Annotated in this window: 17 protein-coding genes; 5 read left to right on the forward strand and 12 right to left on the reverse strand. The window is 36.6% G+C overall.

Features of this window, described 5'->3' with window-relative positions; genetic code table 11:
* Positions 1-171 precede the first annotated feature (171 nt).
* The gene (locus MKY30_RS23750; protein ID WP_341085686.1) at positions 172-759 is read right to left on the reverse strand and encodes a replication-relaxation family protein; all 588 of its coding nucleotides are present in this window, start codon (positions 757-759) and stop codon (positions 172-174) included.
* Positions 701-1,825 carry an FtsK/SpoIIIE domain-containing protein gene (locus MKY30_RS23755; protein WP_341085688.1) on the reverse strand — a complete coding sequence of 375 codons (1,125 nt, stop codon included), beginning with the start codon at positions 1,823-1,825 and terminating at the stop codon, positions 701-703. Before MKY30_RS23755 ends, MKY30_RS23750 begins: the two co-directional genes overlap by 59 nt.
* A gap of 145 nt (positions 1,826-1,970) precedes the next feature.
* On the opposite strand from MKY30_RS23755, the gene MKY30_RS23760 reads away from it, so the two are divergent.
* Both MKY30_RS23760 and MKY30_RS23765 read left to right on the forward strand, forming a co-directional pair.
* A complete protein-coding gene (locus MKY30_RS23760) occupies positions 1,971-2,246 on the forward strand; it encodes a helix-turn-helix domain-containing protein (protein WP_341085689.1) in 276 nt (91 codons plus the stop codon).
* Positions 2,247-2,310: 64 nt separating this feature from the next.
* Positions 2,311-3,039: a hypothetical protein gene (locus MKY30_RS23765; RefSeq protein ID WP_341085690.1), complete on the forward strand. Its 729-nt coding sequence runs from the start codon at positions 2,311-2,313 to the stop codon at positions 3,037-3,039.
* Positions 3,040-3,087: 48 nt separating this feature from the next.
* Here MKY30_RS23765 and MKY30_RS23770 read toward each other — a convergent pair whose 3' ends face one another.
* Positions 3,088-3,300: a hypothetical protein gene (locus MKY30_RS23770; protein ID WP_341085691.1), complete on the reverse strand. Its 213-nt coding sequence runs from the start codon at positions 3,298-3,300 to the stop codon at positions 3,088-3,090.
* Between the two features lie 107 nt (positions 3,301-3,407).
* On the opposite strand from MKY30_RS23770, the gene MKY30_RS23775 reads away from it, so the two are divergent.
* The 3 genes from MKY30_RS23775 (at position 3,408) to MKY30_RS23785 (ending at position 5,016) form a co-directional block, all read left to right on the forward strand.
* Positions 3,408-3,815, forward strand: a complete 408-nt coding sequence (locus tag MKY30_RS23775; protein WP_341085693.1) for a hypothetical protein — start codon at positions 3,408-3,410, stop codon at positions 3,813-3,815.
* 131 nt (positions 3,816-3,946) lie between these two features.
* Entirely contained in the window at positions 3,947-4,615 is a 669-nt protein-coding gene (locus MKY30_RS23780) for a Panacea domain-containing protein (protein WP_341085694.1), read from the forward strand.
* Positions 4,612-5,016 carry a hypothetical protein gene (locus MKY30_RS23785; protein ID WP_341085696.1) on the forward strand — a complete coding sequence of 135 codons (405 nt, stop codon included), beginning with the start codon at positions 4,612-4,614 and terminating at the stop codon, positions 5,014-5,016. The genes MKY30_RS23780 and MKY30_RS23785 overlap by 4 nt, the downstream gene beginning before the upstream one ends.
* A gap of 41 nt (positions 5,017-5,057) precedes the next feature.
* Here the strand turns inward: MKY30_RS23785 and MKY30_RS23790 are convergent, their stop codons facing one another.
* The 9 genes from MKY30_RS23790 to MKY30_RS23830 all read right to left on the reverse strand — a co-directional run bounded on the left by MKY30_RS23790 (position 5,058) and on the right by MKY30_RS23830 (position 12,210).
* Positions 5,058-6,026: an N-acetylmuramoyl-L-alanine amidase gene (locus MKY30_RS23790; protein ID WP_341085698.1), complete on the reverse strand. Its 969-nt coding sequence runs from the start codon at positions 6,024-6,026 to the stop codon at positions 5,058-5,060.
* 45 nt (positions 6,027-6,071) lie between these two features.
* Complete coding sequence (locus MKY30_RS23795) at positions 6,072-6,296, reverse strand: phage holin (protein ID WP_341085699.1); 225 nt, start codon at positions 6,294-6,296, stop codon at positions 6,072-6,074.
* Between the two features lie 12 nt (positions 6,297-6,308).
* Complete coding sequence (locus tag MKY30_RS23800) at positions 6,309-6,596, reverse strand: hemolysin XhlA family protein (protein WP_341085700.1); 288 nt, start codon at positions 6,594-6,596, stop codon at positions 6,309-6,311.
* Between the two features lie 43 nt (positions 6,597-6,639).
* A complete protein-coding gene (locus MKY30_RS23805; RefSeq protein ID WP_341085701.1) occupies positions 6,640-6,846 on the reverse strand; it encodes a hypothetical protein in 207 nt (68 codons plus the stop codon).
* A gap of 96 nt (positions 6,847-6,942) precedes the next feature.
* Positions 6,943-7,095 (reverse strand): hypothetical protein, encoded by a 153-nt coding sequence (locus MKY30_RS23810; RefSeq protein WP_341085702.1) that lies wholly within the window; start codon positions 7,093-7,095, stop codon positions 6,943-6,945.
* Complete coding sequence (locus tag MKY30_RS23815) at positions 7,096-7,386, reverse strand: hypothetical protein (protein ID WP_341085703.1); 291 nt, start codon at positions 7,384-7,386, stop codon at positions 7,096-7,098.
* Between the two features lie 116 nt (positions 7,387-7,502).
* Positions 7,503-7,691, reverse strand: a complete 189-nt coding sequence (locus MKY30_RS23820; RefSeq protein WP_341085705.1) for a hypothetical protein — start codon at positions 7,689-7,691, stop codon at positions 7,503-7,505.
* Positions 7,692-7,695: 4 nt separating this feature from the next.
* The gene (locus tag MKY30_RS23825) at positions 7,696-10,128 is read right to left on the reverse strand and encodes a phage tail protein (RefSeq protein WP_341085707.1); all 2,433 of its coding nucleotides are present in this window, start codon (positions 10,126-10,128) and stop codon (positions 7,696-7,698) included.
* 33 nt (positions 10,129-10,161) lie between these two features.
* The gene (locus tag MKY30_RS23830; protein WP_341085709.1) at positions 10,162-12,210 is read right to left on the reverse strand and encodes a polysaccharide deacetylase family protein; all 2,049 of its coding nucleotides are present in this window, start codon (positions 12,208-12,210) and stop codon (positions 10,162-10,164) included.
* Positions 12,211-12,212: the final 2 nt, after the last annotated feature.

Here is a 12,212-nt window from a genome sequence, read left to right on the forward strand (position 1 = left end):
ATGGAGACGGAGGGAAACAATTAAACAGTAAACAATTGCGTTATATAAGTACCATAAGCGTTGATATATTAACGTTTTTGTTGATGCCATTAAAAATTAATAAACATATATTTTTAGTGGTGAAGTATCATTTTTGGTATCACAAAGAGGGTGCGTTTTGCACTCTCTTTTTTAATACACTACAAACTTCAATCCATACTTAACACAAAGCTTTTCTAACTTCTTTTTTCTCAATTCAGATACAGCATACCAAATGACAGTCGGTCGATGATTGTATTGCTGGAAAATAACATAAGACAGATCCTTATACTTTTTTATCTTTTCAATGTTAGTTGCCATCGTTTGCTGATTATCAATTTCCACAAAATGAAATTCTCCGGATTTTTTAAACGTAGCATCTGGAATTAATTTATTTTCACCCCATTTAACAGGTCTTTCTTTTTTCCAGTCAGAGGGCATCCCTAACTTTATATATAAATCGTTCCTCATTAATACATGAGTAATTTCTTTTTTATTCAATTTCCCTTGGTTTGATCCGATTATCTGTTTTCCTCTATTGGACAAGTAGTAAATCTTTTTCTCCATCCGTGCAGCAAGTAATAATTTATCTTTTTCCATCCTGGATAAAACACGCTGTGCATTTCTGTCGCCACCAAGATTATTTATTATCTGCAGCTGTTCCCTGGTTGCGTACGTCAAATCATCCAAAGATGACAGTATCTTTTCGTCTCTCTGTTGTCTCTTCTGTTGTGCTAACATAATCCGCAAACCTCCCTTTGATATCCGAATCAGCCACGTACGGCACCTGTATAATATGTTTGTCGGCGGTTCGATAAATAGCTCTCCCGACATTATTTAGCGTCTCTGCGCCCTGCTCATCCAACGCCACACGGCTGGCAACTTCTGTTGGTAGTCGAAAGCTAATCTTGGCATCTGCATTTTGTTTAATTTGTCGGGGCATATTATCAGCTGTGGGATATTGAGTGGCAAATATTAACCTATATCCAAGTGCGCCGGCTACTCTTGCGATATTGGATAAGGCATACTGGCAATAATCTATATCAAGTTTTTCATCTTTACTCATGAATTTATGTGGCACTAGCTCTGCTCCTTCATCCACAATAATAAATTTTCGTTTTTTTATATCGGTACTTAATACATTGGTGTACCCTTTTGATTTAAAAAATGCCATATCTCTTTCTATTTCATCTGTTAATCTATCCAGTAAATTGAATGTCTCCAATGGACTGCTGGCAATTGATTTAATCTGTCTATAATTATGCTGTGCAAACTCCAATCCCCCTTTTAAATCAATCACATATAGTTCAACGTCATCAGGATGATTATTAATTAAATGCGCCATGATTAATTTGAGAAGAACAGTCTTCCCCTGCCTAGTCATTCCAGCTATTGTCATGTGTGGTATCTTATCGAAGTCATGTATTACAGGACCGTCTAATGATTCCCCAATAGGTAACGTCCACCCTTCCGTTTTCAGCCAATCATAATCAATCTTCGTAGGAAAAGTCTGCTTATAAACTTTGATGTGCAGTTTAGTTTTAGCGAAGATAATCTTTACCGGTTTATTCAGCACCTTCTCCAGCACTTTCAGCTTATCGTCATCCACAAGACCATAAGGTACATGATAGCTGTATAGTGTGTATTTATCTGTATTGTGGGTTTTGAAATGTTTTGGTTCCCTGTCTTTAACTTTATAATTTAAATTCCTGAACGTATGCCGAATTTTTTCTTTATCTGATTTATTCCATTGTGTAGCTGCATAAATCGTAAATGCTGCCAAGCCCCCTCCAATCAATACATCCATATTCGCACCCCTATTCGTACGCATATACGCTTTGCTATTCGCATCGGTAACTGTTCGTGCGTATATTCGTTTGTTGATATATCTATATGCATAGATTCTAAAATTGATTACTTTTTAAGTACACAAATACGAAGAATGAGTGCCTGTGTTTAGAGGGGAGGCCGAGGGGAGAAGGAAAATAAAAATATTTGTAGAATATATAATGTGGGTGATAAAAATGATAAAAAGCAGAATCGGAGAAGTTATTGATAGCAAAGGGTTAAAACACAGATGGGTTGCAGAACAGGTTGGAGTTGCTCCTACTGTAATCTCAAGGTGGATACACAACAGGGGAAAACCGTCTGTAGATAAGCTTTTTAAACTTGCCAATATTTTAAATTGCAAAGTAGACGATTTATACGTTTGGGAAGATGATGAATGAGTATATTTTTTATCAGCATATTAGGTTATAATTTATCTATACATATACAAAAGGGGGAACTTAAATGAAGAAATTATTATTTGTATTACTACTATCATTGTTTTTAGTTGCGTGTGGGAATGAATCTGACTCAAATACAGATTCCGACGAGCCAGATCAGAAAGAACAAAAAGAGTCTCAAGAAGTTACAGACGATACATCAGAGGAATCTGGAAAAGAAGAAAAAGCAGAATTAGAAGAGGTTAACGCTGAAGAAAATGAAGAATATGGTGAATGGGAAACTGTTTCATTTGGAGAATTAAGGATGGATGGCGTAGGGTACAAAGAGGAATTAGGTATGTATAAAGACGTCACTCCTATTCAGATCGGTCCAGTCGAGTTATACGTTGTCGGCGCATTTTTAGCTAGTGTAAAGTCAGAAGATGAGGATTTTAAATCATTAGTATTAAACGGCAAAGATGAAAGTAGAGCAATAACAGCTACTTTTAATGTGCTGAATACTTCTGATGAACCAGTTAGTTTTACCGAAAATGAAATTACAGTCAGCGTTCAACCAGGAGTACAATTAATTGCTGATCAATTCATAACAGAAGGAATTGAATCTGATTTAGATCCTGGGGAGGAAGGAACGATAACTGCTTGGTTCATTATTAATGATTCTGATAAAAACATTGATTCTTTTTCCATAAATATAAACGCTCCACAATTAATGACATGGGAAGACATGGCTGATGACCAAATACAGTTAGATGTTTTGTCTGTTAAAGAAGCTGAAGAATTAGACTTATTTTGATAATAAGACGTATAAAGAGGGGTGTTATCCCCCTCTTTTTTTTATGTTCTAACTGGCACTCCTTTTTAATGGACCACAAGACAGAATGCCATCCATTTTAAAACTGCGCACCTGTTTTCGATAATAGCAGTAAACTAACATCTTATTGTCATTTATATCAACTACTCTTATAACCCTTTGACTAACGTTGCCTTCAGAGTCCATATAATAAATCATAACTTTTTCTTTATTCTCCATCGCACTAATCAAAAATCCAATCATCTGACCCACCTCCATAAATTACCGTTTGACGAATGTTTGTTCTGGTTATAATATAAATATATCACATTAACCAGAACAAATGTACTGTTATTTTTTAGCAGGAAGGAATGATTAAAGTGGCAGAGTTCGCCATCACACGATTTACGCCTGAACAAATTGGATATAGAGACAGAGGTATTTTAAAGTGGCAGGGTATGATACTTGCTGACCAAACGGATGCGCTAAAAAAGATGGATGCTGAAATCACTGAAATTGAAGGAAAAGAGGAAATGTCTGAAGTGGAGATATCTCAAGTGCTGCATAGAGCATTTGCATCGGGATATCCAATTGCGATACAAGCAAATATTATACGCAATGGAAGCTATTACAAGGACGTGGTGTGCAAAGTAGCTGGGTATGGCGGTAATAAGATACATCTGCAGTTGATTGACGGCCGAACCACCAAATGCAGACTTGAGGAAATTAGAAATATTGAAATGCTGAACCCATTGGATTGGTATAATAAACGGAAATGATTGGGTTTAAAATGTCAGTAAGTTTCATGTTGTTTCAAATCGTATACAAAATATATTCTAAAGTATATAATAGTTATAGGAAGTTATTATTCCAATTCTTCAGAAAATTTTTAGGGAAGGTGGTAAATCCTATGGGCGACATAAAAGCGATTGATGTTGCTAAGTGGTTTATAAAAAGACAATATGATTCTCCAAGGGATACGTTTGACGGGAACATGAAGTTACAAAAATTGTTATATTTTGCACAGTTAATACATGCTGCAGATTACAATAAACTTCTTTTTGATGACGAGATGAGAGCATTCGAAAATGGTACGGTAGTTAACAATGTCAGATTAGACTATAAAAACAACCAAAATTATTTAATTGAGCAAGCTGAAAAGTTCAGGGATTTCAACAATTCAGAAGTAAATTCAACCTTAGAGATGACATTAGAAATATTTGGTGATATGACAGCTACTGAACTTTCTGATTTAAATCATGAATTTGACAGTTGGAAAATCCCTTATTATTCTTCTATTACAAATCAAACAAATGTATATGATAAAGAAAAGAGTATTGTACGTCCATTTGATGAGGTTTTTAAGGGAGATTTGAATAATGTGAAACAAATGTTAGGCTCTTATCGTGAAAATGAGGATTCAATGGCTGTTGAGGTTGTAAACGGGGTAACTTTTTATTATAATGCGAATGAAATAGAATTTAACGACGATATTTTATCAGAGTTAAAAGATTTGGATTGCACAGACGAGGCTTATACAGTAACTATTGATCAAGACCAAGGATTGATTATTTCTTGATTATAGCTGGTCACGTATTAGCGTTAAAGTTACCTTTTGCTAACGGAGCACCTTGCAATTCCAAAAGACCATTTCTAGTAATTAATAAAAATAATAATACCCTAGATTTACTAAATATTTCTTCAACGAGAGGTAAGGAAAAGAAATTACTTTATAAATCAAACGAAAAAATAAGGAAGTTCTTTCCGCCTCTCGACCAGCCTTCATTTGTTAAATTAGATGAATTATATACTATTGATGAATTTCATGAATTACATAAATCTATTTACAAAAATCGTGATCCTATAGACACAAACGAGTACGACAGAATTCTAGAAAAATTCAGTATATATAAAGCTACAAACAGCGTGCTTTCAGTTAAATACATAGAACAGAAAGTGAAAGAGGAAAACACCCTATAATTGTATAGCCCCTCACAAGAGTGAAGGGCTTATTTTTTTGCTTAAAACGTACCAGCATTTAATCTACGCTGCATCTCCTCGACGACCATTGATGGACGACTTAACACACCATCTTGTGGCGTACCCAGGTATTTTTGCAAGGCTTTAATAGTTGCAGGGCCTAGTTTTCCATCAGCCTTGACGCCTACTTTTTTCTGAAGGGCTACAATTACATTACTACTTCCATTACCAAATTGCACTGTAGTACTATATAAAGCTTGAGTCACAGCATTTTTTGGCTGTTTACTAATTACACCATCTACCGGAGTATTCAAAGCTTCTTGCAAAGCTTGAGTGGTACTGTTTCCCCATTTGCCATCTACAGATAGAATAGATTTAGGTTTAGTAATCTGCTTGGAACCTGTTTTACCAGATGAGGGCTTAGACACCTTTGGAGCACTATTAGTATTCTTGACGTTAAGAAACTCCATAATACCATCAGCAATGGCCTCACCCTGAGCTTTAAGCTTGGCGTTATCGCGCATTGATTTAATATCAATCCTTGAATCCATAAATCCACCCTCGGTAAGGACGGCAGGCATTTTGGTTTGACGAGTGATAGCAAGATTGGATTTTTTCATACCTCTATCCTTCAAACCCATTGCTTTAACGTATTTCGGATGTATGCATCTCGCTAATATTTCAGCCTGTGGATGCGATCCGTTTTGAGTAAATGTTTCAATGCCGATTTCGTAGTTGAGCCAACTTGTACCAAGTGCGTTGTGATGGCATGATACATAAACATCAGCTCCCCATGCATTCGCCTTATTTGTGCGGGCAGTTAACCCGATATCAGTTTTACCAGAAGCATCGTCAGTACGTAAAACTTCAACGCCATTAGCTTTTAATTTTGCAATGGCTGCTCTAACTACTGCATCATTAAAGTTCCACTCATATTCTCCAGCAGGAGAACGTTTGCCAGGTGTCGAACCACTTCCGCCATGTCCTGCACACATCGCTACTTTTGCCATATAAAAACCTCCTTATAAATTAAAAAGAGCAGCCGCGGCTACTCTTTACTTGGTTAAATAATTTTTCTGTAAAACTTCTTTCTGTTGCTTCCCTTTCCAGGTCACATAGTTGTTTTTGAACCATGTCCAAATACTTACAACAGTGGTTAAACCTAAAGCAATTGCTTCTTCACTAAATACAGGAACTGCATTCAATCCCGCCTGCTCTAGCCATACATTGATCCAAACAATTACCAATGCGACTGTTCTTACGATTGTTCCTTTATCCATAATATCCTCTCCTTAAAAAATATTTGCTACGGCCACACCGACAACGCCTGCAACCACAGCAGTGACCAATGCTGTGATAAATGCTCCAGTAATCTTACGGCGTATCCAATTGGTATCGTCCTGGATAGCGCTCAAAGTCTGCTGCATTGTTTCTATCTGTCCATCTTGACGTATATCGTTACGTTGCAGTCCTTCGACATCTTTTCGCATCAGATGGTAGTTGCTTTTTAGTTCGCTGACATCTTGCTGCATTCTCTCTTTCCAAGCATCCATATCTCCCATCTCCTCTTGTTTTGTCATACTCGACCCCCTATTGCTTTTTAGACATAAAAAAGACACCTCATTATGAGATGTCCATTGTTTTTCTTTTTAGTAAATAAACTATTTCATCAACTTGCTCCACTACTTTTCCGCCTCTATAATCTACAGCATTGGAACTTACCACTTCCCAACCTTCTTCGCCTAGCGCATTCAAGTCATTTTCTAAAGTTTTATATCTGTTATAAACGTATGCGGATTTCCAAGTGTAAGTCTTATATTCCCACTTCATCCTAATTCCCCCTTAAAAATATTACTATCGGTATATAATATTCGACGAAAAGGAGGAAAATCCTGCATAAATAATAGCTCTTATACAGAGCTTCGATTATTTTACTTTAAGCTTTTTAAACAATAGTTTCCCGTTTTCATCTGTTTTGATATGCGGAAGATATGCTTTTAAAGTTCCTGTTGTAATTACTATGTCTATTCCTAAAGATTCCTCTGAAAAACCTTCTTTTAATTGAAAATTAATGGGCATTTACTTGTCCTCCAACAATTCTAAAATCTTGTCCATTTTCTTTTCGATACGATCTAATTGAGGGATATCGTAATCAGAAATCATTATTGATTTAACGTGAAATCCAAAATGGTGGTTTTTAGTAGGAACAATGTAAAAGATTTCTCCTTTTAATTCTCCGTTTTTTGTTTCCCTTACTTCTCCACCTTCTTTTGGTTGAAGATATAAATCACCTTTTTTAGTCCCAAGGTATTGGGAAGCACGAACTGGATTATATTTCTCTGACTTTTCAACTTTTCTCTTTTCTAACATTTCACTCTCTCCCTTATATAAATATATAAAAACAACAGATATACCAAAAATTGCTGCATAAAGCCACCAATATTTAATGAAAAACTGCATCTGTGTGAGATTGATAAGATCATCAATCATTTTTTGTCGGATGTCTTTCCATTATTTTTAGCCTTATCTTCTACTTCTTTTTGACGATATTCTTTAATCTCTTCCTGCTGTACGCCGATGATAGATTCTAATTCTGCGATTCGTACCCCTTGGTTTGCGATTTGATTTGCTAATGAGTTGACCATTAATTGTTGTTGTTTTTGTTCCTGCTCCATGATATTACGCTCCTTTTAATTGGTTTATTTCTGTATTAATTTCTTGCACAGATTTAACTAATGTCGCTACTACATCATCAACGGCAACATCATCTCCGTTAATTTTATAAACTGGTTTTCCTCCATTTGTGTATCTCAATAAGTCGATGTTATTTATTAAATTAATTCCCTCGCCCTCATTCGGATGTAATGATAAGGAGGAAAATGTCCCTGCTGTAAAAGCGTTGCTGCCATCCGGCAACAAATATCTTTGCGCTCGTATAGATCGGTACACATCAGAAGAGCTGCCATTAACTACCCGGAATTCCCCGTCATTAATAGTTCCAGCGTAAAAATGATTATTTTCACCTTGCAGAGCATTAACAATAAGTCTGTTGCCATACAACCAATCAGCCCGCAGGTTTTGATAATTCGATGTTCCGCCTCTTAAAGTAATCCTAAACTCTCCACCACTCGCTGTTCGGCCATACAGATTCGTATCTGGTGTGTCTATAAAACTACCATAATATCCAGACGCTCTAACCGCTCTAAAATTGTCAGTGGATTCATTATTAACAACACGTACTTCCCCATTATCAATTGTCCCTATATAGAAGTGTGATTGACTGCTTTGTAAAGCGTTAGGAATAATACGATTGAAATAGCCCCAATCAGCTCTAATATCTTGATAATTAGATGTTGTCTCATTTAACGTGATCCTTACTTCGCCATTGCTTAAAGTTCTTAAATATAAATTTGAAGAACCTCCTGCAACTGCCGGGTTAACATTGACATAGTTCCCATAAAAACCGCTTGCCCTCAAAGGTAAATAACGATAGCTAGTCACTATTCCATCGCCGGGTATATCATTGTAATTAACTACCCTTGCCTCTCCACCAGGCATAGGAGCAATATAAGCATTAGATATGGAAGTACCAAACGCTGATGTTGTAACAAGAGTGGCATCAACACGGAATCGAACTGTATCATCTCTGTTAAATCCTCTTAAGCCATCTGGACTAATCCGCATATAATTCCCTGCTGCTTGCTCAAGGTGGATATTTCCACCCTCTATTTCAAGATAGCTGTCTCCGTTTCGAGAGAAAAATTTGCTGCCGTATATTTCTACAGCTTCAATGATGATGCTTCGCAAGGTTCCTGTTGTAATCGCATCAGCAACGATTCCTTCATAAGTAATAGCAGTTCTATACGTGCTGCCGCCATCACGACTGAAACCTAATCCATCCGTATTAAATCGCATATATCCATTCGGATTGCTTCTATTGATACCAATGATTTCACCAGCACCATATTTAAAATGACTATCAATGTTTCCGTTGATAATATCCGATGCGCGTTTTATTGCTTCTGGAAGCCAATTAAACTCTAAAACTTTTCGTCCAGATGCGATATCACGAAAATCTTTTAACGTGCTGTACTGCTGCGTTTTATAACGTGCAGCAATACCTTCATTACCTAAAGTGTATTGAGCTGATATGATTTTTCCTTCCCAGTCAAACGTTTCATCAATTTCAACGACCCTTACCTGCTGATTCTGTTTTAAATCAATGACATACAGCCATATACGATCTCCTTCTTCGAACTGCATCTCAGGGTAGCCGTTGTTACTTAAATCAACTGCTGTAATTGCAGTGGATATTTTCACGCTGTTCTCAATCTGTTTTTTTATGGCTTCCTTTAGATTAGTCTCATGCTTATAAGACCCGTCTCTAATTGCGGGTCCTTCAATCCATCCATACTTTTCAACTAATCCAGGGACATGTTCATCGGTTTCTAATTTATAATCCGCATCCTCTTCATTTTCGTCTTTGTCACCAAATCCTTTAGCCCAGGTATGAAATCCGCTTCCGTCCACATCAATGGATATATCTTGGATATTCAAATCCTCATGAAGAATCACGTTTTTATCAGAACCAACTAAACCATGTATATAGGCCACTTTTCCCCGAATAACATATTCAGCATTAAATCGATCAATACCATATAAAAAACGTTCCGTCTTGCTTTGGTTGGCTTGATAATTTAAAGTGTTGGCAGATAGATTATCTACTAAAACATAACTATATCCAGTACCTTCAAATAACTCTCGAAAGAAGTTGGCTGGAGTCATTGATTTATCCTGCACCTCGTCTTGAAGGTAATGTCCATTCATATCCACAAAGAACGATAGAACAGCATCTACACCCACTGAGAACCTATCACCATCCAAAGCATACGAGGGGCTGGTAATCGTATACCATTCGCCTTTAAATAAGATTTTCCATCCAAATTCAATGTCATGAATAAAATCCTGATTTATTTGATCATACAAAAAAGACAGCGATAATTCTCGCTGACCGTTTACTCGTTTCTTTCTATTCACTTCTGCAATTGCTGGATACTCCTTGCCTTCTGAATCTAGCAAGAATAATGAGGGTTGTCCGTTAATCTCAGTCACCTCCCTGCTTGATTACATGTATAAAGATTAATCTTATGATAATTTTAGAATCCTACACATGCTGTCCATCATCTCTATACAAGTGCCATTAGCACTATCGAACCATAATTTAACGGATACTTTATCTCCGGCCTTCAGCCACAAAGTATAGTTAGATATCACAGAAAAAACATCATCTGGCTTCGTGTAATAGTGGTATGATCGTGACGGTGTATCTCCGCCGAAATTCGGTGTAGTTGATACTTCAAGCATCATTCTTGGGTAATTTGTTTGTGTAGACCCGGCTACTTCCAAATTGAAATTAAAATTAAGAGAGTAAAGACCTGTTTCTTTGATTAGCAACGTACCTGTCCCATCATTCAACCCATTCATAAATCGATTGTTAACAGAAGACGCGTATTTATGCCAAACACGATTCCCTAAATTTTCTCCTCTCTCAACTTCCGACTGCAATGTAATGGTAAAAGGGTCGTTTATCCTAGCTGTATTTTCCGTTGCATCTGTTCCGATCCCGATTACAGGTTCTGCAAAATACACTTTTGTATTCGATGGAAGATTAGATTTAGCTCTAAACTGCACATAAACAAGAGCATATTCTACAGACAAATCTGTTTCGTTGGCTATACTAAAAACGGCCTCTACTCTTGATTTATTAGGGTTAATTGTTACAGGGTAAACATGGTTATTTGCAAAACTGCCATTGCTTCGATAAAATCTGCATCGCAATTCAACGTCAAACAAGTCCGCATTATTGCTCCAAAGTTCTGTGGAGAAATAAAGGGACCTGTTTTTTGCATTAGATTTATCAATCGTTGCGACATATATCTTAGTTTGCAATGAATCTATTGTTCCAGAGTTAGCTCCATTTGGATAATTAACCTCTGTATAAGGTGCATTCACGGTGGCAGGTCTAGCGTTTTCTCCTTGGCTGGTTTGATGATTAGAAAATATCCATGTTCCATAGTCCGCCGAATTAGAATTTATTACTTTATCGGTTCCTGGTGATAAATTGGCTTGAATCAGATTTCGGCTAGTGTATTTTGACCTATTTGATTTACCAAAATAATATCGAACTGCATCATCTGGATTTAAAACCAGACAATCATCATTTTCTGTTTTCTGCTTTACATAGGACAAAACAGTCCTCAGTTTTTCTTCTGAAATCCAATCCGGATGACCTGTACGGTGTTCATAAAAAGCAAGAAAACCTTTTTCTCTTATGGCGTTATCAATTGCTTCTTTTATTTTTTCCTCTGAGTTATTTAATAGGGACACTCTTCCTAATCGCATCACGTCAGCATCCTTAAAAGCATGTCCTCTGTTGTCTGCTGGTAAGTTTCCAGTAAAGCGTGTATAAGCATAGCTGTAATTATCTTTTAACAAATCAATATATTTATCATTCAACGTACTCATTGGTGTAACAAATCCATCTACATCAAACCCCAGCACACTTAAATCCTTAAAACTATGATTAATTTCATAATCCGCCTGATTGATAGACATATCTTCATTCGACATAGCTTGATGGTTTGCGCTGTGAGACAAAATAGAGAAGCCTTCTCGTTGATATTGTCTGTATTTTTCAATTGGATTTTTGTTAGCATGCAGTATCCGGTCGGTGATAATAGCAAAACCACACGTTAATCCGTATTCTTTGAAAATCCTATAGGTTAAATCGTCTTCCTGGAAACCGTCATCGTGCATAAAAGAAATAACTGCAGGTGTATTTTTACTAACATTCGCTACTCTTGTATCGAGTTGGTTAAGAGGACCTGCATCTATTTGCTGGACTAATCTCCACTCTCCATTCGTGTACCGATACACTTTTCCAGACGGGTTTTTATCATTATCCTCATATAAAACCTGCCTCGTTTCTCCTTCTGATGCTTGGCTCGGAAGGTCTTCATAAAAATCCACAGGACCTCTCCATTTAAATCTCATGCTATCAATAAGTTGTTGATACAATTCGTCCGATATGATATTAACGATATTACTCAGATTTTTAAAAAGCTCGATGAAATTATTATTCATATTATTTAAAGTCTCATCATTGATAGGTCCTTTTATTTCTTTCCGTGGCATTT

The organism is Oceanobacillus sp. FSL W8-0428, assembly GCF_038004405.1.
GTDB classification, from domain to species: Bacteria; Bacillota; Bacilli; order Bacillales; family Amphibacillaceae; genus Oceanobacillus; species Oceanobacillus sojae.

Bases quoted from the DNA above. Each gene is read 5' to 3' on its own strand.
- MKY30_RS23750 (WP_341085686.1), bottom strand. From the start codon at position 759: ATGTTAGCACAACAGAAGAGACAACAGAGAGACGAAAAGATACTGTCA.
- MKY30_RS23755 (WP_341085688.1), bottom strand. From the start codon at position 1,825: ATGGATGTATTGATTGGAGGGGGCTTGGCAGCATTTACGATTTATGCA.
- MKY30_RS23765 (WP_341085690.1), top strand. From the start codon at position 2,311: ATGAAGAAATTATTATTTGTATTACTACTATCATTGTTTTTAGTTGCG.
- MKY30_RS23770 (WP_341085691.1), bottom strand. From the start codon at position 3,300: ATGATTGGATTTTTGATTAGTGCGATGGAGAATAAAGAAAAAGTTATG.
- MKY30_RS23775 (WP_341085693.1), top strand. From the start codon at position 3,408: ATGATTAAAGTGGCAGAGTTCGCCATCACACGATTTACGCCTGAACAA.
- MKY30_RS23780 (WP_341085694.1), top strand. From the start codon at position 3,947: ATGGGCGACATAAAAGCGATTGATGTTGCTAAGTGGTTTATAAAAAGA.
- MKY30_RS23790 (WP_341085698.1), bottom strand. From the start codon at position 6,026: ATGGCAAAAGTAGCGATGTGTGCAGGACATGGCGGAAGTGGTTCGACA.
- MKY30_RS23795 (WP_341085699.1), bottom strand. From the start codon at position 6,296: ATGGATAAAGGAACAATCGTAAGAACAGTCGCATTGGTAATTGTTTGG.
- MKY30_RS23800 (WP_341085700.1), bottom strand. From the start codon at position 6,596: ATGACAAAACAAGAGGAGATGGGAGATATGGATGCTTGGAAAGAGAGA.
- MKY30_RS23805 (WP_341085701.1), bottom strand. From the start codon at position 6,846: ATGAAGTGGGAATATAAGACTTACACTTGGAAATCCGCATACGTTTAT.
- MKY30_RS23810 (WP_341085702.1), bottom strand. From the start codon at position 7,095: ATGCCCATTAATTTTCAATTAAAAGAAGGTTTTTCAGAGGAATCTTTA.
- MKY30_RS23815 (WP_341085703.1), bottom strand. From the start codon at position 7,386: ATGTTAGAAAAGAGAAAAGTTGAAAAGTCAGAGAAATATAATCCAGTT.
- MKY30_RS23820 (WP_341085705.1), bottom strand. From the start codon at position 7,691: ATGGAGCAGGAACAAAAACAACAACAATTAATGGTCAACTCATTAGCA.
- MKY30_RS23830 (WP_341085709.1), bottom strand. From the start codon at position 12,210: ATGCCACGGAAAGAAATAAAAGGACCTATCAATGATGAGACTTTAAAT.